We start from the raw sequence: 19,235 nt of genomic DNA, 5'->3' as shown, positions 1-19,235 counted from the left end.
GACTTCATGTCGCATGGGCGATGCAGACTGGGCGCACTTTCTCGAGTGTGGCGCCTCAGAATGGCTTGGACGCCATTCTATAGACACCTCGTCCATGTGATGATAATTTCTGCTGAATCGACCTCAGAGACAAGGGATCCAATGAGCATCCGGGTACCACTCGACGCCCACCCGTATGGGGCGCATCCGGCCGTGATGCCGCCGCAGCCGGCGGACCACGACGCGGCTCCGATCGATCTGCCGACCCGCCTGGCGATCTACCGGCAGATGCAGGAGATGCGCCAGTTCGAGAAGCGGGCCTACGACCTGTTCATGCGGCAGTTGGTGAAGGGTACGACCCATCTGTCTCTGGGCATGGAGGCGGTGGCCGCAGGTTTCGGTGCTGCGCTGCGGCCCGATGACTACACCTTCGCCACCTACCGCGGCCATGCGCACACCCTGGCTCGCGGCGTGTCGATGACGTCAGTGATGGCGGAACTCCTCGGCCGGGCCAACGGACTGATGGGCGGCAAGGGCGGATCCATGCACCTCACCAGCGTGGATCACGGGATGATGGGCTCCTACGCCATCATCGGTGCGCATCTGACCATCGCGAACGGGGCGGCCTTCTCGGCGCAGTACCGCGGCACCGACCAGGTGGCGGTGTGCTTCTTCGGAGACGGCACGACCAACATCGGCGCTTTCCACGAAGCCATCAACTTCGCTGCGGTGTACAAGCTGCCCGTGGTGTTCGTGTGTGAGAACAACCTCTACATGGAGTACACCTCCACCGCGAGCATCACCGCAGTCGGCAGGCCCGCCGCCGACCGTGCGTCGGCGTATGGGCTGGAGTCCACATGCATCGACGGCAACGACGCCGACGAGGTGCACCTGACGGCGGTCCGTGCCCTGAGCCGGGCCCGCGGCGGCGAAGGACCGTCCCTGATCGAGGCGGTGACGTATCGCCACGGTGGCCACTCACGTGCCGATCCGGGCAAGTACCGGCCGCAGGAGGAGGTCGAGGCGTGGAAGGCCTACGACCCGATCAAGATCTACCGCGAGCGACTCCTGCGTCTGGGTGTCGACGCGGCCAAGCTCGACGCCATAGAGACGGAGACGTCGGCGGCGGTGGAGCAGGCCACCGAGCAGGCCATCGCGGGCGCCCTGCCCGCTCCTGAGACCGCACTCACCGAACTTTGGGCCGACGGAGGATCATCATGGCGGAACTGACTTACCGCGGCGCAGTCGCGCGTGCGATCGCGCAGGAGATGGCCCGCGACGAGCGCGTCGTGCTGCTGGGCGAGGATGTCGCCGGCGCCGGGGGAGTGTTCAAGACCACCGAGGGTCTGCTCGAGCAGTTCGGGCCCAAGCGTGTCATCGACTGCCCCATCGCCGAACAGGCCATCCTCGGCGCCGCGATGGGGGCCGCGATGACGGGGCTGCGGCCCATCGCCGAAATCATGTTCTCCGATTTCTATGGCGTGTGTTGGGACATCGTCGCCAACCAGATCGCCAAGACCCGCTACATGACAGACGGACAGGTGAGTATGCCGTTGGTGATGAAGAGCGGCAACGGCGGTGGACTCCGCTTCGGTGCGCAGCACTCCCAGGCCATCGACAACTGGGCCATGGCCGTACCCGGGCTCAAAGTCGTCGCGCCGTCCAACCCCACCGACCTCATCGGCTTGATGGCCGCGGCTGTCCGCTCCGACGACCCAGTGATCTTTCTGGAGGCCAAGGGGCTCTACCCCACCAAGGGTGAGGTGCCCGACGGTGAGATCGTCGACACGCTCGGCACCGCCAAGATCGTCCGAGCGGGCAGCGACGTCACCGTGGTCGCCCTCGGTCTGATGGTTCCGCGTGCTGCCGAGGCGGCCGAGGAGCTCGCGCAGAAGGGCATCAGCGTCGAAGTGATCGACCTCCGCTCACTCGTGCCGCTCGACATCGCGACTGTCCTCACCTCGCTGGCCAAGACGGGACGACTCTTCACCGTGGAGGAGAACCCGCGGGTACTGGGGTGGGGCGCAGAGGTCGTGTCGATCGTGGCGGAGGAGGGGTTCTGGAACCTCGATGCTCCGATCGAGCGGATCACCACGCCCTACATCCCGCTGCCCTCGGCAGATTCGTTGGAGGACTTTGTGCTTCCGTCCGTCGAACGGATCGTCGCGACTGTGGAGAAGTCAGTTCAGAAGTGACGTCGTCCCTGATCACGATGCCGCAGTTCGGTGAGACCGTCACCGAAGCAACCGTCCTGCAGTGGTTGTGCAAGGTGGGCGACACAGTGACCGCGCTGGCGCCCGTTCTGGAGATCGCCACCGACAAGGTGGACACCGAGGTTCCGGCGCCGGTCTCCGGGCGCATCGCGGAACTGCTTGTCGCAGAGGGCGACACCGTCCCGGTGGGTACCCCGCTGGCGCGGATCGACACAGTGCTGGCCACCGAGACGGACCGCCTGCCCGCTGACCCCCCAGATCCGGCGAAGGCCGTCGTATGGCGCCACACCCAGAGTCCCCGGAAACGCAGATCGACTGCCCCGGCGGAGGTGTCACCGCGCCGTCACGAGCTGAGCCCACGGAAACGACGCTTGGCGGCGCTGGCATCCGCGGACAGTCCGCCGATGGTCGAGCAGACGATGGGGGCCGCGGCTGTCGCGGCGACCACATCGATGTCCACCCTGCAACGGGCGCAGCACAGACCACGCGTGGTCGAGCACATCGCCATGCAACCGCTGTCTCCGCCGACTCTGCCCAGGTGTGCGGTCGCCGAACTGGACGTGACACCGCTGAGTGGGACACCCACCGACACCACTGTGATCACCGCCGCGGTCGCGGCAAGCCTCTTCACGAGTGTGCACCGCCGTCGCCTGATCGATGACGACGCGGTCGAACTCGCGGTGGATGGAAAACACATCGCACGGGCGCGGGACCTGACACCAGCGGCGATCCGTGCGCGGATCGCTGACGGCGGGGGAGCGTCACTCACAACAGATGTGGCCTGGATCGGCGTGGAGGATGTGGGCAGGCTGGGACTGTCCAGCGTGACCGGTCCCCTCGACGATGGGTGCCGCCTGCAGGTCTGCGTCGGTGCCGCTGTCGAGCGCGCGATCGTCGCCGCTTCGACATCTGGACGTCCCATGATCGAGTTCGTCAGCACCGCAACAGTTTCAGTCGTCGCCGACCCCTCGATCACCACTGCCGAGATCGGCCAGCTCATCGACGACATCCGAACGCGGATCTCCGACCCCCGTTGGGTGGCCGAACTTCTCGATTCATAGACCCCAATCACCGTTTCGCGCCTGACTGCACTTGGAGACCGAATGGCAATCGCAACCGTCAACCCCACCACCGGGGTGACCGAACGCAGCTTCGAACCGTTGACGCCCGAAGAACTCGACGCACGCCTGGAGTGCGCGTCGGCTGGAGTGGCGAACCTGCGCCGCATCAGCCTCGAAGGGCGGACGGCCCTTCTCAACCGGCTGGCCGACATCCTCGACGACGAGGTCGATCGGATGGCCGCGATCATGACCACCGAGATGGGGAAAACCCTCACCGCGGCCAAGGCTGAGGTGCGCAAGTGTGCGCTGGGGTGTCGGTACTACGCAGACAACGCCGCAGCCATGCTGGCGGCCGAGCCGGCCGACGCTGCCGCGGTGGGAGCGTCCCGCGCCGAAGTTCGGTATCAGCCATTGGGTGTCGTCCTTGCCGTGATGCCCTGGAACTTCCCGGCATGGCAGGCCATTCGATTCATCGCCCCAGCACTCGCGGCGGGCAACGCCGTCCTGCTCAAGCATGCATCGAACGTTCCGCAGAGCGCACTGCTCATCGAGGAACTCGTCGCTGAGGCCGGCTTTCCGGAAGGCGCGATGCAGACCCTCCTCATCACGAGCGAGCAGGTCGCATCGGTGCTCCGCGACGACCGGGTGGCGGCCGCCACGCTGACGGGAAGCGAGAACGCCGGACGAGCGGTGGCCTCCGTGGCGGGCGAGCAGTTGAAGAAGATGGTGTTGGAACTCGGGGGATCAGACCCGTTCATCGTCCTGCCGTCGGCAGACATCGAGCGCGCCGCCGACGTGGCAGTCACCGCACGAACGCAGAACAACGGTCAGTCCTGCATCGCGGCCAAGCGTTTCATCGTGCACCACGACGTGTACGAGGCGTTCACGGACGCGTTCGTGGCGCGCATGGCGGCGCTGCGTGTCGGCGACCCCACCGATCCCGAGACGCAGGTGGGCCCGCTGGCGAGCCGCTCCGGTGTCGCTGAGATGACCGAACTGGTGGACGACGCGAAGTCCAAGGGGGCGCGAGTCCTCTGCGGTGGTGCTCCGCTCGAGGGTGACGGATGGTTCTACCCGCCCACGGTTGTCGCCGACATCAACACCGATATGCGGTTGTTCCATGAAGAGGCGTTCGGCCCCCTGGCGTCCCTGTACCGCGTGGCGAGCCTCGACGAGGCGATCGATCTGGCCAACGCCACCCGGTTTGGACTTGGATCCAGCGTGTGGACCGAGGATGACGACGAGGCGGCCCGCTGCGTCGAGTCGATCGAGTCCGGCGCGGTCTTCGTGAACGGGATGACCGCGTCGTTTCCTGAACTTCCCTTCGGCGGTGTCAAGTTGAGCGGCTACGGACGCGAACTGTCGCTGTACGGACTCCGCGAGTTCTGCAACGCCAAGACCGTCTGGGTGCGCTGAGAACTGCTGCACTTCACCACGATTGAAAGAACAGGATATGACAGCGAGTACCCAAGCGCCCTCCGTGCCGGACGGCCCTGGTGTGCCGACACACGTGCTCCTCACCAATGACGACGGATACGACAAGCAGGGGTTGCAGGCGCTCCGCACGGCGTTGATCGCCGCGGGATTCCGTGTGACCGTCATGGCACCGGCGGCCAACAGGAGTTGTATCGGTCGCGGCGTCACCTGCCACGATCCGGTGGAGGTGCGTCTGCATGACGATGACGGCCGGGGCAACCGGATCTACTCATGCTCGGGGACACCGGTCGACTGCGTTCGAGTGGCGCTCCTGTCGGACGTGATCGACCGTGTCGACGTTGTGGCCTCAGGTATCAACCACGGCGTGAACATGGGTGACGATGCGACCTTCTCGGGCACGGTCGGGGCGGCTCTCGAGGGCGCGCTGCTCGGGATTCCGTCTGTCGCGTTCTCGCAGCAGGACGACGCGGGTGACGTCTCGATGGTCTCGCACGGAAGCCACCACTTCCTCGCGACTGAGCTGGCGGTGCGTGCCACCGGGCTGCTCGTCGAGAACCCGCCGCCGCCAGGGATCATCGCCAGCATCAACTTCCCACACGGAGTCAAGGACCCCGTCGTGGCGAAGGCGCGCCTCAGTTCGTTCACCTATCAGAGGCATTGGACGCCCGCGGAGCGCATCAGCGATGACTCCTGGAATGTGTGGGCCTACGCGAAACCAGGCCAGCCGGATCCCGACGTGAACACCAGCGCTGGAACGGATTACGCCACAGTCATCGGCCGCGCAGCGAGTGTCTCCGCAGTGCGGGCGGACTGGGACGGGCTGTCTGACGCGCCCGTTGGCGTAAACGCTTGGCTCGACGGCTTCGTGGCCGGGCTGGGCGCCGGTGATTGACAGGTGCCCGCCCATGAAGCGACAGCTGACGTGACGCCGTCGATGACTGACGTCGTCGAAGTCTCACGACCGTCCCCCAATGACGTGGGCCGGTTGCACCCGCTCGTACGTTCTCGCCGCCCTAGGAGATGACAAGGCCGTATGGACGGTGAACTCGCTCAGTTGTCGCCAGCAGCTGAGACAGGAGGAGGTCCGAGCCACAGCAGCGGCCGGGGTTGACACCTCGATCGCCGAGCGGAGAGCCCGGCCGCTGCTGACCAATTCTTCACTTCCACCGCTGGTGGATGGGACTCACAGAGAATGAAAGGAACGAACACAATGTTCGACTTGTCTGGAAAGACCGCGGTCATCACCGGAGCGGCAATGGGGATTGGAAAGTCGTGTGCTGAAAGGCTCTCCAGCGCAGGCGCCTACGTGTACGTGCTCGACCTCGACGCCGAGGCGGGCCAGGCGGTGGCCGAGGCGTGCGGTGGCAGCTTCATCCAGACTGACGTCGCCGACGAGAGCAGCGTCGCGAATGCGATGCAGCAGGCGGGCGAGCGCTCCGGCACCCTGGACATCATCGTCAACAACGCCGGCATCTCGTTGACCCGACAGAACATCGATGAGATCACGACGGATCGGTTCATGAGGCACATCGAGGTCAACAGCCTCGGTGTGCTCTACGGCATGCGGTACGCGCGCCCGTTCATGAAGGAGGGCGGCACGATCATCAACACGTCGTCGATCCTCGGTCAGTACGTGGCCCCCGGATACGGTTCCTACAACGCCTCCAAGTTCGCCGTGGTGGGCCTGACCAAGACCGCCGCAGTCGAGTACGGACGCGACGGCATCAGGGTCAACTGCATCTGTCCGACGGCGGTGAACACGCCGATGCTGGCCGAGTTCGCCGACGGACAGCAGGAGGTCAATGCCTTCTCCAAGACCTCGGCGATCAGCAGCATCATCGAACCCGAGCACGTCGCTGCCCTCGTGCACTTCCTGTCCGCGGACGACTGCCCGGTCGTCACGGGGCAGGCTCTCCACATCGACTGCGGCATGACCGCGGGTGTCAGCTGGGAAGAGTGGACTGAGGCCGCACCGTCCTAGTCCTTCGCGGCCGTCAGGCCCCAATGGTCCTGCGCGGCAGTCGATGACGATCGCGATCTTCGGGTGATGAGGTCCACCGCAGCAATGGGCGCCAGTCGTGCTCTGCCCAGGCGGGCGGGTGCGAAGCATCCCATCGTGCGCGGGCCTCATCCCCGACACCCGTACCGGCCCCAACTGAAGGAGAACACATGCCCAAGCCCAGCGACCCGATGCTCGAGGAGTTCCGCATCTTCGCCGAGACCGACATCCGGACCGATGCGGATCTCGACGATGTCGCGGACAAGATCTGCGCACTCTTCACCGAAGACTGCGTCCTGGAGGATCTGTCGAGCACCGAAGTCGTCCGCGGTCGCGCCGAACTGCATCCCTACTGCAAGGAACTGTTCGGCCCCTACTCGAACGTCCGGATCGAACCCACCGAGATCATCGACACGGGTACCACTTCGATCATGCGATTGATCATCTCCGGTGACCACACCGGTGACCTGTACGGTTTCGCACCCACCGGAATTCGGGTGAGCTTCCCGGCAATCGCGATCTATAAGTGCAACGACGAGATGACCATGGTGGCCCACGAAACTCTCGCCTACGACACGGGTGTCATCATCGATCAGGTCAAAGCGGCACAGGGTGACGCACCGTAATCGGCCGATGCCCACCGCTGAGCTCTGCCTGATCGCCGGTGTCGGCAGGTGGCGCGCCCCTGCCGTGGAGAGGGGCGTTCGCGCCGCTGACGGTACCGCTCGGCGTGATCAGTTCATCGGCTGATACGACTGACGATGACTGCTGCTGAGCAGAGGGGAGACGAGCCTCGCGCGGGTCGGAGGTCAGCCGCCGACGACCAGCGCGAGGACGTCTGCTGTTGTCCGCTCTGCGGCGGCGCCAGCATCTTCGGTTTGGCCACAGGATTTTTCGGAGTACGGTCGCCCGGGGTGAAGCCGCTGTGGCAATCGCGCTGGAGTGCCTGGGTGCGGCGCTGGGGTGGCGGCCACCCCTCGTAGCCGGCTGGTCGACGCCGATCGCCGCACTGCGTCTCGCCACACGCTCGTACCCGTCTGGCTGGGATCGTTGTCGACGCACTCCGTGGCCCTCAGGTCTGCTCCTCGCCGCGTTCCACGAGGTGCCACACGCCACGGTGGTTGCGCCAGAAGCAGTTCAATGGCACTCCCAAGGGGTCCTCGGCTGCCTCGGTTGTGCCGCTGGTCGGGTTCTGCGACTGCCCAGCCGTTGACGCGGCCGTTTCCGCGGGGGGTTCTCTCCAGCAGACGGCACGCCTGACCTGGTTGATCAGCGATCGGTCGGCCGAACTTCTCACCGGGGTGCCCCTGCTGTCCTTGAGGATCGACTCGACTCGCTCACGCACCTGTGCGACGGTCAGTCCGAAGCGCGGGAACACGTCCTCTTCATGGGGACCGCCGTACGGAGCCCACTCGAGGACGAACAAGAGGATCTCCCGCTCGAAGTTGTCCATCCCCGCGACACCTTGGTGGGGCGACGTGCGCGGAGTTGGTTCCGGCATCAAGGCTTGTCCCGCGAAGTCATTGGTGCGCCGTGCATTACGAACCTGTCAAGATCATCAGCGGTTGCGTGACCGCCGTGACGATGCGCGTGTCGCAGCACCCGCTGCGAACGTGGTCATGATCTTCCCTTCAGGGTGGTGCGACGAAAGCCGATCGGCGTCGATATGCGGGGTGAGGTCGGGCGCCCACGGCTCAAGCCGACCAGGCCGAGGTCCGTGAGGACACGTCAACTAGCCTAACGAGCGTTAGCCGCGCGGTCAATCTCTTTCTGCGTGAACGACGCTGCGGTCGGCTGCGCTGGACGTGCCCACATGAGATCCGCAGCGGTAGCCGCCCGAGTCACGCGTCGTAGTCGACCGACACGCTCGGGCTCGTCGGATGCGCCTGGCAGGTGAGCACATACCCCGCGGCCAGTTCGGCGGGTCCGAGGGCGAAGTTCTGATCCATCTCCACCGTGCCGTCCAGGAGTCGGGCTCTGCAGGTGCCGCATGCGCCCCCCATGCAGGAGTAGGGCGCGTCGGGGCGGCGCTGCAGGGCGCCCTCGAGAATGGAGTCGCCCGCCTCGAGGTCGAACGTGACCTGCTGCCCGGCAAGGGTGAAGGTGACTGCCGCCCTGGGATAGTCGCGGTCACCGACCGCTTGGCCGGGGTGGCCGGTGAACAGTTCCAGATGGATCCTCTCGGCCTCGACACCATGGGCGGTGAGCGCATCGCGAGCGGTGGTGCTCAAGCCCAGCGGGCCGCAGATGAACCATTCGTCGACGGTGTCGGGACGCAGGTCTGTGGTCAGCCACCGGCGCAGCTTGTCCGCATCAATGCGGCCACGCAACTCCTGTGGGTGCAGCGGATCGCCGGACAGCACGTGCCGGATCTCCAGCCGGTCGGCATACTGGGACTGCAAGCGCGCCAACGCGTACCGGAACATCGTCGACTCCTTGGTACGGTTGCCGTAGATCAGCGTGAACCGGCTCTCGGTCTCGACGGCCAGCACGGCCTCGAGGATCGAAAGCACCGGAGTGATGCCGCTGCCGGCGACCAGGCCCACATAGTGCCGTCGTGCCAGCGGATCCAAGGGCGTGCCGAATCGTCCGGTGGGCGTCATCACCTCCAGCACGTCGCCGGGCCGCAGATGTGTGGCGACGAACTCTGAGAACAGTCCCCCGGGTATGTGTTTGACGGCGATTCGGAGTTGGGCGCGGGTGGCCGGACCGCAGATCGAATAGCTGCGACGGATCTCTTCGCCGCGGAGATGGGTGCGAATGGTGACGTGCTGGCCGGGTTCGAACCGGAACTCGTCCCGCAGTGCCTCCGGCACCGCGAAGGTCACCAGGGTGCTGTCATCGGTGATCGGATCCACGGCTGCCACCGGGATACGGTGCAGCACAGCGTGAGTGGCGCTGGATCGGTCAGGCATGCGTACCGGGACGACGCGGCCGAGCCTACCGTTGAGCTGTTTCCACTCCCGGTACTCCGCGGGGTTCAACTGCTGGCCGAACACGGTGGAGATCGCGGCGTCGCGCTGCAGGTAGGCATCCTCGTTGCGGCGCCAGGTCTTTCGGTACCGGTAGAAGGGCACCGACGGGTGCAGATGATGCACCAGATGGTAGTTCTGCGACAACATCAGCGGGGTGTAGAACCACTCCATGCCGACCCGGAGGCGGGTCGCACCGTAGCGATTGCTGCGCTGGGTGTCGGCCAGACCGTGGTGCGGGAGCCAATCGAACCACCAGACCAGGACGACCAGGCCGATCCGTTGGGGGATCAGGAACACCACCGCCAGTGTCCACAGGTTGCCTGTGACGACGGCGATGATCAGTCCGGTCATGCTCACCGTGAGAAGCCCCAGCGTCTCAGCCACTTCGCTCTTCGGCCGACTTCGCAGGGTGCGCAGGATGAATCGGCCGTACAGCACCTCCGGGAAGGGCCAGCGCAGCGGCATCTGCCACCACCGGGAGTGCGAGGCCCAGGCGTCGGGATCACGGTCGTCGTCGTTGGAGTGCCGATGGTGCTCGATGTGCACGAAGGCGTACGTCGGGAACGAAATGATCGGCACCACCAACAGCCACGCCAACCGTCCCACCAGGCCGTTGACCCAACGCGCGGTGCTGACCGCGTAATGAATCGCCTCGTGCCCCACGGTGAACATCAGGAACGTCACCACCGCGTTGACCGCGATCGTCACGCCGGCTGGCACCCAGCCCTGGATGTAGCCGGTCGTCGAGGTCACGAATGCGACCCACCCCACCAGGAGGATCGCCACGGTCGGCAGGGCAAGCGCCGGAACTGAGGCGCCGGGATCCGGCAGAGCGTGACGGTCGACTGATGTCGTGGGGTGGTCGCCCGTCGCCTTCATGAGCGTCATGCCTGCTCCTCAGCGTCAGATCCTCGGATGGAACCGTTGATCACAAACGCTAGGAACGCGCCAGCCCGGCAGCCATATCTTCTCGCCACCAACCTTGGGGTCGCCTTTGTCTCCTGAAGACAAATTCTGTGCGTTAAGGTCCGTGGCATGGAGACTCCGCCCGCTGACGCCGGGTCCGCCGCCTCCGTCGTCGGAGGGCTGGTGGGAAGACTCGACGAGGTCACCGCCCGCACGCAGCGCGTGCTGATGGAGGAGGTGGCCGACCTGGGCGGCGACGCGCAGTTCGTGCAGCTGCTGCGGGACAACGTGGCCGCCAACATCGACACGGTCTTCGCCGCGATTCGCCATGGCATCCCGGTGGGTGATGTGGAGGCACCGACGGCGGCGCTGGAGTATGCGCGGCGCCTCGCCCAACGGGACGTGCCGGCCAATTCGCTGGTGCGCGCCTACCGGATCGGCCACCAAGAGGTGCTCAAGATCCTGCTCGAGGAGATCAGGGTCTCCGATCTCGATCCGCAGCGTCGCCTCGATGTGTTCGACGAGATCCTCGCGGTGACGTTCCGTTACATCGACTGGATCACCCAGCAGGTGCTCAGTGTCTACCAGGACGAGCACGACCGGTGGCAGCAGAGCCGAACCCGTCTGCAGGCCGCGGAGATTCGTGGTGTGCTCGAGTCCGACGACGACGTGGACATCGACGCGGCCTCGAGCACGCTGCGGTACCCGCTGAGGGCTACCCACCTGGGCCTGGTGCTGTGGTGTGAGGCTGACGGCGATCAGGACGAACTGAGCGTCATGGAGCGGTATGTGCACGACTGCGTCTCGGCGATGGGTGGCCGCGACCGCGCGTTGTTCGTCTCAGCTGACCGGCTCACCGCATGGGCGTGGACATCCGTCAGGTCCGAGAACGTCACGTTGCCGCCGATCCCCGAGGATTCGGCGATGCAGGTCGCGGTCGGTCGCCCCGCCGCGGGGGTGGCGGGGTTTCGCCGTTCGCACCGAGAGGCGCTGCTGGTTCGGCGCGTGATGCTCGCAGCGGGAGTCCACCGGGACCGGCCGGTCACAGCTGCTGAGCCCGGGCTGGTCTTGGCGGGCCTGGCGGGAACCGACCTCGACCAGACGCGCACGTGGGTGGCGGCTGTGCTCGGACCCTTGGCCTCGGCGAGCCCAGGTGACGAACGCCTGCGCGACACGCTGCGGGTCTTTCTCCGCGCCGGTTCCAGCTACAAGGCCGCAGCCGGTGAACTTCACCTGCACTTCAACTCGGTCAAATACCGCGTGCAGCGTGCGATCGAACGCCGGGGGCGACCCATCACCGATGACCGCCTGGATGTCGAAGTCGCACTGCTCATGTGCCATTGGTTCGGCGACGCGGTCCTCGTGGAGTGACGTGCGGATCGCGTGCGGTGTAGCGCACACCAGTCGTTGTGGCCGGCAGCGCTCAGTGGTCCCAGACCGTCGGCACGAACCGGAACGCGTCGCCGGCGACCGCCACCCTGCACACGGACGGAAAGGGTAGATGCGTAGCCACCAGTGACTCACCGGTGGTGGCCAGTTCCCGCAGCAGCCGAACGCGCACGCGAGCCGCCTCCTGCGGGTCGTGTTCGAATCCGTTGTGCCAGTCGGGCTGATCAGCTCCGACCTGGAACACCGCGTCACCCGCGAATGTCAGGCGATCACCACCGGACTCCAGTCGGACGATGCTGTGGCCGGGCGTGTGGCCACCGGTGCGGGAGACCAGCACACCGGGTGCCACTTCGTAGTCCGTTTCGAACGGCCGCAACTGCCCGCGGTACACGTCCAGGAACCGAGAGGCGACCGAGCGGAGCACGTCGGGCACCGGCGCGGGCATGGCCGTGCGGGAGAAGTCCGGTGCCGCCCAGAATTCGGCCTCGGCTGTCGCCAGGTGCACGCGCAGGTCCGGGCGCATCCGACCGCGCAGCCCGTCGGCGAGCAGTCCGCCGACGTGATCCATGTGCAGGTGGGTGAGCACCACGTCGGTGACGGCTGCCGGCTCGATGCCGGCGCCCTCCAGACGCAGGGCCAGCCGTCCGGCACGCGGAAAGTCCGGAAACTCCAGGCCCAGACCGGAATCGATGAGGATGGTCCTGTCACCGCTGCGCACCACCGCGACGTTCAGCGGCCAGTCCAGCAGATCCGGCGGCAGGAAGTTCTCCTCGAGCCAGGCCGTCAGTTCCCCCGCGTCGGCGTTGGTGGCCAGGGTTGTCGCCGGGATGGGGAGCACCCCGTCGCTGATCACCAGCACGTCGAGGTCACCGACCTGCAGTGCGTAACGGGACGGGACCAACTCGTCGTGTGCGGACCTCTCGGGCCGGGCGATGTCGACGGTGCTCATGATCTTCTCCTTCTGTGGCTTTACGGGGATGAGGTGGATTCACCTGCCCGCGCGCCAGAACGCCTCCACGGCAGCGGATTCATCCGCTGCGCCGTCGCTCAGATCGCCGACCCGCCACCGTCGACGGGCAGCACCGCGCCGGTGATGAAGCTGGCGTGGGGTGAGGCCAGGAAGAGCGCGGCCCGGGCGATCTCGTCGGGACGGGCAGTGCGTCCCAGAGGGAGTGCGCGGCCGAGCTCTTCGTTGGTGTCACCCCATTCGGCGTACACGCCCTCGGTGTTCGTCGGACCAGGTGCGACGGCGTTGACGCGGACGCCTCGGCTCGCGAACTCCGCCGCCCAGGTTCGGGTCAAGGATTCGACTGCGGCTTTCGAAGCGCTGTAGACGGATGCGCCGGGCACCCCCTTGGCCGCCACCATCGACGTGACATTGACGATGCTGCCCCGGCCTCGCTGAAGCATGCCGGGTACCAGCGCCGCGGTGAGGAAGTACGTGCCGCGAACATTGGTGTCGAATGTCCGCGAGAATGACGCGACATCCTGGTCGACTGTCATCGCACCGGGAAAGCTCGCGGCGTTGTTCACCACGATGTCGATGTCGCCGACCCGTGCGGCGAGCGCGTCCACGGATGCGAGGTCGGCCATATCGGCGCTGACGTAACGCATTCGGTCGTGGGCGGCCGCGGCGGCCTCGCCGCGATCGGGATCACGGCCCGTGATGATCACCTCGGCCCCTGCTTCGGCGAGCAACCCGGCGCAGGCCAGGCCGATGCCTGCGCTGCCGCCGGTGACGAGTGCACGGTATCCCTGCAGATTCATGGCAGTCCCTTCTCTGGTTCGCCCGTGGAAACCGCGTCGAGGCTGCCCAGCTGTCCCGACGTGAGGACTCCCACAACGGATGAATCGGCGACTCCGCGGTGGTTCTGGCGGTCGGAGGCGGTGCTGACGCCTCCGCCACACTCAGAGAACAGAGAGGGCCATCATGAGAATCGTCGTCATCGGCGGCACCGGCCGAATCGGATCCAAGGTGGTCCATCAACTGAACGAACACGGCCACGACGCGGTGGCTGCCGCACCCTCCACCGGCGTCGACACCGTCACCGGTGAAGGACTGGACGCGGTGCTGGTCGGCGCGCAGACCGTGGTGGACGTCACCAACTCCCCGTCGTTCGAGGAGGCTGCGGCACAGGAGTTCTTCAATGCCTCCACCGCGAATCTCCTGGCTGCCGAAGCTTCGGCGGGTGTCCTGCACCACGTGGCCCTGTCGGTCGTCGGAACCGAGCAGCTGGCCCGCGAAAGCGGTTATTTCAAGGCGAAGTTGGCGCAGGAGACGCTCATCGCGCACGGTTCGGTGCCGTACACGATCGTGCGTGCGACTCAGTTCTTCGAATTCCTCGGCACCATCGCGGATTCTGCGACCGTCGCCGGACAGGTCCGCCTGCCCGGCGTGCTGATACAACCCATGGCCACGACCGATGTCGCCGAGGCCGTCGCCATCGCCGCGGTGAATGAACCGGTGAACGGGATCACCGAAGTGGCCGGGCCCGAACAGTTCCGGCTGCCGGATCTGATCCGCACCGCACTGACCGCTCGAGGCGACAGCCGTGAGGTTGTGACGGATCCGCAGGCTCGTTACTGGGGAGTCGCCATCGACGAACGCACGCTGGTTCCGGGAGACGGTGCATCGCTGTTCGACATCCGTTTCGAGGACTGGATTCTCGAGGCGGCTGCCACGAGCTGACGAGGGTCTCGCTCGGAGGCGGGCACCAGCGCTGGACCGCGGCCGCGGCATCTCGTTACCATCCACTCGGGTCGGCCGCTCAACACGGTCGTCTCCAGAGGGGTGCCGACATGCCGAGCCAGGGCCGAGCGCAGCACCTGCATGGCCGCGCGACCGAGACCGCAGCGCTGCGTGATGTCATCGCGTCAGCGCGTGCCGGCAGGTCACACGTTCTGGTGCTGCGCGGTGAGGCCGGAGTGGGCAAGACCGCCCTGCTGAACGCCCTCCTCGACGAGGCTGAGGGGCTGCGCTGTGTTCAGGTGTCGGGCGTCGAGTCCGATATGGAACTGGCGTACGCCGGTCTGCATCAACTGTGTGTCCCGCTGATGGACCATGCCGACGATCTGGCGCCGCCACAGCGTGACGCCCTGTCGGTCGCGTTCGGGCGGGGCGTCGGTGCGCCGCCCGAGCGGTTCCTGGTCGGACTGGCGGTGTTGAGCCTGCTCGCCGCTGCGGTGCGGGACCAACCGCTGCTCTGTGTCGTCGACGACGCCCAATGGCTGGATCAGGTGTCGCTGCAGACCCTGGGCTTCGTCGCGCGCCGCCTCATGGCCGAACCGGTGGCGCTGGTGTTCGCCGTGCGCACCCAGGGTGCCGAGACACTGGCCGGGCTGCCCGAACTGCCGATTCGGGGCCTGTCCGATGCCGACGCGCGAAACCTCTTGGACCGTGCCATGATCGGCGTGATCGATCCCAGTGTTCGCGACCGCATCGTGGCCGAGACCCGCGGCAACCCGCTGGCGCTTCTGGAGGCTCCGCACACCTACTCCGCGGCCGAACTCGCCAGTGGGTTCGGGCCGCTGGGCTCGCCGGCATCACCGAACCGGATCGAGGAGAGCTACGTCCGTCGCATCGAGGCGTTGCCGGCCGCGACGCGCCGCCTGCTTCTGCTGGCCGCGGCCGAACCCGTCGGAGACTCCGCGCTGTTCCTGCGAGCGGCTGCGCTGCTGGACATCGCGGTGGACGCATTGTCGCCGGCCGAGTCCGCGGGAGTCATCGAGTTCGGCCCCAGGATGCGCTTCCACCACCCGCTGATGCGCTCGGCCGCCTATCGGGCCGCCGACGTCGCCGACCGCCGCGCGATCCATGCTGCGCTCGCGGCGGCCACCGACGCCTCCGCCGATCCCGATCGAAGGGCCTGGCATGCGGCCAATTCAGTAGCCGGATCCGATGATTCGGTGGCCGCTGAGCTTGAGGCCTCAGCGGCCCGAGCCCAGCGCCGAGGCGGAATCGCCGCCGCTGCCACCTTCCTCGAGCGTGCCGCGGTGCTCACCGCCGATCAGGATCTGCGCGGAAGCCGCGCGTTGGCCGCCGCGGAGGCCAAGCGGGATGCGGCGGCGTTGGCGTCGGCGTACGAGATGCTGGCCATCGCCGAGTCGTGTCCGCTCTCAGCGCTTCAACGCGGCCGTGTGGCGCGGCTGCGGGCCCAGATGGAGTTCGTGGGCAGCAGATCGGGTGTCGGTGGGGCACCCTCGGTGGGGGACACCGCGGGCATGCTGCTCGAGTCCGCGAAGCAGTTGGAGGACGTCGACCCCCTCGCCGCCCGAGAGAGTTACCTCGAGGCGTTCGCGGCGCTGATGTATGCCGGACGGCTGGGCGAGCCTGCTGGCCTGCGCAACGCCGCTGAGGCGGCGCGTTCGGCGTTGGCCCATACTTCGGAGTTGCCGCGCGCTGTGGACGTGTTGTTCCGGGGCATGATCGAGCGGATCACGGGCGGCGCCAGGGGAGGCAGCGACCACCTGCGGACGGCGTTGGATGCGATGGTTGAGCTGGCTGAGACCGAGCCCGGGCAAACCCTGCGGTGGATGGTTCCAGCCTTTCCGATCCTGCAGGAATCCGCCGCCCACGAACTGTGGGACGAGAACGTCGTGGACCTGCTCTCGGCGGCCATCGTTAAGCGGGCACGTGAGACCGGTGCATTGGCCGGCCTTCCGCAGGCCCTGGTGTACCGGGCCGGCCTGCATCTTCTGCTCGGCGAACTGTCCACGGCGACAACGTTGATCGCCGAGGCCGATGCGATCACCAGGGCCACCGCCCCGAGCGGCCCGGTCCGCTACCACTCGCTGGTGATCACCGCCTGGCGAGGGGCGGCGGGGGAGGCCGTACAGCTGATCGACGCCGCGTCAGCCGACGGCGCCGCGCGGGGTGAGGGACGACTGCTCGGCCTGAGCGGGTACGCGACAGCGGTGCTGTACAACGGCCTGGGTCGCTACGAGGAGGCCTTCGCCGCCGCGCGCGCCGTCTGCGAGTACGAGGATCTCGGCTTCTACAGCTGGGCACTGCATGAACTCGTCGATTCCGCCGCGCACATCGGTGAGCGGGACGCCGCACAACGCGCGATCGAGGACATCGAGGAGCGCGCGGGAGCCAGCGGAACCCCGTGGGGGCTCGGCGCAATGGCGAGCGCTCGCGCGCTGCTGGCCGACAACGACGATGCCGACCTGCTGTTCACCGAGGCCCTCGATCATCTGTGCCGGTCGCGCGTGGTGGTGCATCAGGCGCGCACACATCTGGCGTACGGGGAATGGCTGCGGCGCGTCAACCGCCGTGGTGATGCGCGCCGTCACCTGAACGAGGCCCACGAGAAGTTCACTCGGATGGGTGCTCAGGCCTACGCTGACCGGGCGCGCCGAGAGCTGATCGCGGTCGGTGACAGGGTCCGCAAAAAGCCCCTGGCGACCGGTGACCACCTGACAGCGCAGGAGGCGCAGATTGCCCGGTTGGCCGCCGACGGCCTGACCAACCAGGAGATCGGGGCCCAACTGTTCATCAGCGTCCACACCGTCGAGTGGCACCTGCGGAAGGTCTTCGTCAAGCTCGGGATCACCTCGCGCAGGGCGCTGCGCACCCTCTCCTGGACCGGCTGACCGTCCTCCGGAGGGCCTCTCACCACCGGCGCCACGGACTGAAGACCACGGACAACCAAGGGTCCCCCGGGGACCGGCAGCGACCAGTCTGAAATTCGACAGCCCATCGAGGCACGTGAATCAGACCGGAGGAAGTCCCATGACCGTCAACGCCGCCCCCGCCGGCACCGAATCCGACAGCGAACTCAGGGCCCGTTTCGCCGCCGAGGTCTGGCCGCTGGTCGATGTCCTGGCCCGCGGAGCCCGCCGGCTGACCCGCAATGACGCCGACGCCGAGGATCTGCTGCAGGAGACCCTGGTCCACGCCTACGCCGGCTTCCAGACCTTTGCCGAGGGCACCAACCTCAAGGCCTGGCTGTTCCGGATCCAGCACAACCAGTGGATCAACGCCTACCGATGGCGGGAACGCCGCCCCGCGGAGGTGCTCACCGACGAGCTGACCGACCGCGGTTTGGCCGAATACGGCGCACAGCAGGCCGGCGGGCTCCGCTCGGCCGAGGACGAGGCCCTCGATGCGCTGCCCGACAACGAGATCCGAGACGCGATGACCCGGCTGTCCGAAGGTTTCCGCACGGTGCTGTACTACGCCGACATCGAGGGCTACACATACGCGGAAACGGCTGCGCTGATGGGAATTCCGTTGGGTACGGTGATGTCGCGAGCCGCCCGGGCGCGTGGCCAGCTGCGCCGTGCACTGGCCGACTCCACGTATGCGCGGCGCCGCTTCGCATCCGTTCCCAGTCTCGCGGCGTGAGGAGGGGACCGATGTCCGCACCGTACGGAGAAGAGTGGAAGTCGGCGGTCACGGTCGTGCAGGGCGTGCACCCGCCGGCCATCTCGCCGAACGCCGAGGCGATGACCGTGGTGGTCGAGTATCCGCCCGGCAGCCGCGGCGCCCCGCCGCACCGGCATCCGAGCGGGCCTGCGTTCGGGTACATGCTCGAAGGCGAGATGCTCTTCGAACTCGAGGGCCAGCCCCCGCGCGTGATCCGGGCCGGTGAGGCCTTCTGGGAACCGGGCGGTGACGTCATCCACTACTCGGACGCCAACAACCGCGACGACATCCGCAGTCGCTTCCTGGTGACGATGTTCTGTCTTCCCGGGCAGCCGATGCTGGTGCTCGTCGACGACGACGAACTCGCCGCGCGCAGCCACCTGCGGGTCAGCGGACGGGACTGATCGGCTACCAGCGCACCAGGGAGAACGGATACGTGAAGGCTCCGGCGGGAGCCCCGTCGCAACCGGCGTCGAACGCCGACGTCAGCGTTCCCTGCAGCGTCGCGGCATCCCACGAGTACACATCGCGGGTGGGGATCACCGGCCCGTAATAGACGTTGCCACAGCGCAATCCGTCCGGAACATCGACGGTCATGGTGTACCGTCCGTCGACCAGACGTGCCTCGCCGACATACTCGAAGGCCTTGGCCACCGGCATCGGGATTGCGCTGATGGACACGCAGCCCTCGGCCGCGGGTATGCAGTGCGAGACCGCCCAGGTCCACGTGTGGAAGTCGTACCGGTCCGGGATCACCAGTTGGTAGTTGGCGAAGAACGGTTCGGAATGCCCCCGGGGCGCAGCCCACAGTCCCGCGGTCGACAGAACTGCGAGCGCAGCCAGGAACCTCACGATGACCATTGTCGAACAACCTCTTTCAATTCCAGTGATCCGGCCTCGGCGTGG

The 19,235-nt window shown here is 66.8% G+C and carries 17 protein-coding genes; 12 read left to right on the top strand and 5 right to left on the bottom strand.

The genetic code is table 11. The features are described from left to right. Positions 1-141 precede the first annotated feature (141 nt). From A5727_RS20500 to A5727_RS20470, 7 genes are all read left to right on the top strand, one after another. Complete coding sequence (locus tag A5727_RS20500; RefSeq protein ID WP_197507712.1) at positions 142-1,209, top strand: thiamine pyrophosphate-dependent dehydrogenase E1 component subunit alpha; 1,068 nt, start codon at positions 142-144, stop codon at positions 1,207-1,209. Then, entirely contained in the window at positions 1,197-2,174 is a 978-nt protein-coding gene (locus A5727_RS20495) for an alpha-ketoacid dehydrogenase subunit beta (RefSeq protein ID WP_068254059.1), read from the top strand. The genes A5727_RS20500 and A5727_RS20495 overlap by 13 nt, the downstream gene beginning before the upstream one ends. Next, on the top strand, positions 2,171-3,253 hold the full coding sequence (locus A5727_RS20490) for a biotin/lipoyl-containing protein (protein ID WP_068254056.1): 1,083 nt from the start codon (positions 2,171-2,173) through the stop codon (positions 3,251-3,253). The genes A5727_RS20495 and A5727_RS20490 overlap by 4 nt, the downstream gene beginning before the upstream one ends. A gap of 42 nt (positions 3,254-3,295) precedes the next feature. Continuing rightward, a complete protein-coding gene (locus A5727_RS20485; protein WP_068254053.1) occupies positions 3,296-4,669 on the top strand; it encodes an NADP-dependent succinic semialdehyde dehydrogenase in 1,374 nt (457 codons plus the stop codon). 37 nt (positions 4,670-4,706) lie between these two features. Continuing rightward, a complete protein-coding gene (gene surE, locus A5727_RS20480; protein WP_082949922.1) occupies positions 4,707-5,582 on the top strand; it encodes a 5'/3'-nucleotidase SurE in 876 nt (291 codons plus the stop codon). Between the two features lie 318 nt (positions 5,583-5,900). Continuing rightward, positions 5,901-6,671, top strand: a complete 771-nt coding sequence (locus A5727_RS20475; protein WP_197507711.1) for an SDR family NAD(P)-dependent oxidoreductase — start codon at positions 5,901-5,903, stop codon at positions 6,669-6,671. A gap of 188 nt (positions 6,672-6,859) precedes the next feature. After that, positions 6,860-7,315, top strand: a complete 456-nt coding sequence (locus A5727_RS20470) for an ester cyclase (protein WP_068254037.1) — start codon at positions 6,860-6,862, stop codon at positions 7,313-7,315. A gap of 446 nt (positions 7,316-7,761) precedes the next feature. Here the strand turns inward: A5727_RS20470 and A5727_RS20465 are convergent, their stop codons facing one another. Together A5727_RS20465 and A5727_RS20460 are read right to left on the bottom strand one after the other, a co-directional pair. Further along, the gene (locus A5727_RS20465; RefSeq protein WP_068254034.1) at positions 7,762-8,142 is read right to left on the bottom strand and encodes a hypothetical protein; all 381 of its coding nucleotides are present in this window, start codon (positions 8,140-8,142) and stop codon (positions 7,762-7,764) included. Between the two features lie 388 nt (positions 8,143-8,530). Next, entirely contained in the window at positions 8,531-10,552 is a 2,022-nt protein-coding gene (locus tag A5727_RS20460; RefSeq protein WP_068254032.1) for a fatty acid desaturase, read from the bottom strand. A gap of 147 nt (positions 10,553-10,699) precedes the next feature. Between A5727_RS20460 and A5727_RS20455 the strand changes: the two genes are divergently transcribed. Continuing rightward, positions 10,700-11,941, top strand: coding sequence for an RsbRD N-terminal domain-containing protein (locus tag A5727_RS20455; protein WP_068254029.1), 1,242 nt, complete (start codon positions 10,700-10,702; stop codon positions 11,939-11,941). A 52-nt stretch (positions 11,942-11,993) separates the two neighbouring features. Here the strand turns inward: A5727_RS20455 and A5727_RS20450 are convergent, their stop codons facing one another. Both A5727_RS20450 and A5727_RS20445 read right to left on the bottom strand, forming a co-directional pair. Beyond that, positions 11,994-12,908, bottom strand: coding sequence for an MBL fold metallo-hydrolase (locus A5727_RS20450; protein ID WP_068254026.1), 915 nt, complete (start codon positions 12,906-12,908; stop codon positions 11,994-11,996). A gap of 98 nt (positions 12,909-13,006) precedes the next feature. Further along, positions 13,007-13,726: an SDR family NAD(P)-dependent oxidoreductase gene (locus tag A5727_RS20445; protein WP_068254024.1), complete on the bottom strand. Its 720-nt coding sequence runs from the start codon at positions 13,724-13,726 to the stop codon at positions 13,007-13,009. Between the two features lie 163 nt (positions 13,727-13,889). Between A5727_RS20445 and A5727_RS20440 the strand changes: the two genes are divergently transcribed. From A5727_RS20440 to A5727_RS20425, 4 genes are all read left to right on the top strand, one after another. Continuing rightward, complete coding sequence (locus A5727_RS20440) at positions 13,890-14,648, top strand: SDR family oxidoreductase (protein WP_068254020.1); 759 nt, start codon at positions 13,890-13,892, stop codon at positions 14,646-14,648. A gap of 110 nt (positions 14,649-14,758) precedes the next feature. Further along, a complete protein-coding gene (locus A5727_RS20435; protein ID WP_068254017.1) occupies positions 14,759-17,554 on the top strand; it encodes an ATP-binding protein in 2,796 nt (931 codons plus the stop codon). Positions 17,555-17,693: 139 nt separating this feature from the next. Continuing rightward, positions 17,694-18,308 (top strand): sigma-70 family RNA polymerase sigma factor, encoded by a 615-nt coding sequence (locus A5727_RS20430; RefSeq protein ID WP_068254014.1) that lies wholly within the window; start codon positions 17,694-17,696, stop codon positions 18,306-18,308. Positions 18,309-18,319: 11 nt separating this feature from the next. Beyond that, positions 18,320-18,733 carry a cupin domain-containing protein gene (locus tag A5727_RS20425; protein ID WP_068254011.1) on the top strand — a complete coding sequence of 138 codons (414 nt, stop codon included), beginning with the start codon at positions 18,320-18,322 and terminating at the stop codon, positions 18,731-18,733. A gap of 4 nt (positions 18,734-18,737) precedes the next feature. Here the strand turns inward: A5727_RS20425 and A5727_RS20420 are convergent, their stop codons facing one another. Next, complete coding sequence (locus tag A5727_RS20420; protein ID WP_068254006.1) at positions 18,738-19,190, bottom strand: hypothetical protein; 453 nt, start codon at positions 19,188-19,190, stop codon at positions 18,738-18,740. Positions 19,191-19,235: the final 45 nt, after the last annotated feature.

It is taken from the genome of Mycobacterium sp. ACS4331 (assembly GCF_001667265.1).
GTDB lineage: Bacteria > Actinomycetota > Actinomycetes > Mycobacteriales > Mycobacteriaceae > Mycobacterium.
The sequence above is the reverse complement of the archived record's forward strand: the minus strand, read 5'-3'. Positions and strand labels throughout refer to the sequence as shown.

What these genes read in the sequence shown, in the direction of transcription:
- A5727_RS20500 (WP_197507712.1), top strand. Translation starts at nt 142, where the DNA reads ATGAGCATCCGGGTACCACTCGACGCCCACCCGTATGGGGCGCATCCG.
- A5727_RS20495 (WP_068254059.1), top strand. Translation starts at nt 1,197, where the DNA reads ATGGCGGAACTGACTTACCGCGGCGCAGTCGCGCGTGCGATCGCGCAG.
- A5727_RS20485 (WP_068254053.1), top strand. Translation starts at nt 3,296, where the DNA reads ATGGCAATCGCAACCGTCAACCCCACCACCGGGGTGACCGAACGCAGC.
- surE (WP_082949922.1), top strand. Translation starts at nt 4,707, where the DNA reads ATGACAGCGAGTACCCAAGCGCCCTCCGTGCCGGACGGCCCTGGTGTG.
- A5727_RS20475 (WP_197507711.1), top strand. Translation starts at nt 5,901, where the DNA reads ATGTTCGACTTGTCTGGAAAGACCGCGGTCATCACCGGAGCGGCAATG.
- A5727_RS20470 (WP_068254037.1), top strand. Translation starts at nt 6,860, where the DNA reads ATGCCCAAGCCCAGCGACCCGATGCTCGAGGAGTTCCGCATCTTCGCC.
- A5727_RS20465 (WP_068254034.1), bottom strand. Translation starts at nt 8,142, where the DNA reads ATGGACAACTTCGAGCGGGAGATCCTCTTGTTCGTCCTCGAGTGGGCT.
- A5727_RS20460 (WP_068254032.1), bottom strand. Translation starts at nt 10,552, where the DNA reads ATGACGCTCATGAAGGCGACGGGCGACCACCCCACGACATCAGTCGAC.
- A5727_RS20455 (WP_068254029.1), top strand. Translation starts at nt 10,700, where the DNA reads ATGGAGACTCCGCCCGCTGACGCCGGGTCCGCCGCCTCCGTCGTCGGA.
- A5727_RS20450 (WP_068254026.1), bottom strand. Translation starts at nt 12,908, where the DNA reads ATGAGCACCGTCGACATCGCCCGGCCCGAGAGGTCCGCACACGACGAG.
- A5727_RS20445 (WP_068254024.1), bottom strand. Translation starts at nt 13,726, where the DNA reads ATGAATCTGCAGGGATACCGTGCACTCGTCACCGGCGGCAGCGCAGGC.
- A5727_RS20440 (WP_068254020.1), top strand. Translation starts at nt 13,890, where the DNA reads ATGAGAATCGTCGTCATCGGCGGCACCGGCCGAATCGGATCCAAGGTG.
- A5727_RS20435 (WP_068254017.1), top strand. Translation starts at nt 14,759, where the DNA reads ATGCCGAGCCAGGGCCGAGCGCAGCACCTGCATGGCCGCGCGACCGAG.
- A5727_RS20430 (WP_068254014.1), top strand. Translation starts at nt 17,694, where the DNA reads ATGACCGTCAACGCCGCCCCCGCCGGCACCGAATCCGACAGCGAACTC.
- A5727_RS20425 (WP_068254011.1), top strand. Translation starts at nt 18,320, where the DNA reads ATGTCCGCACCGTACGGAGAAGAGTGGAAGTCGGCGGTCACGGTCGTG.
- A5727_RS20420 (WP_068254006.1), bottom strand. Translation starts at nt 19,190, where the DNA reads ATGGTCATCGTGAGGTTCCTGGCTGCGCTCGCAGTTCTGTCGACCGCG.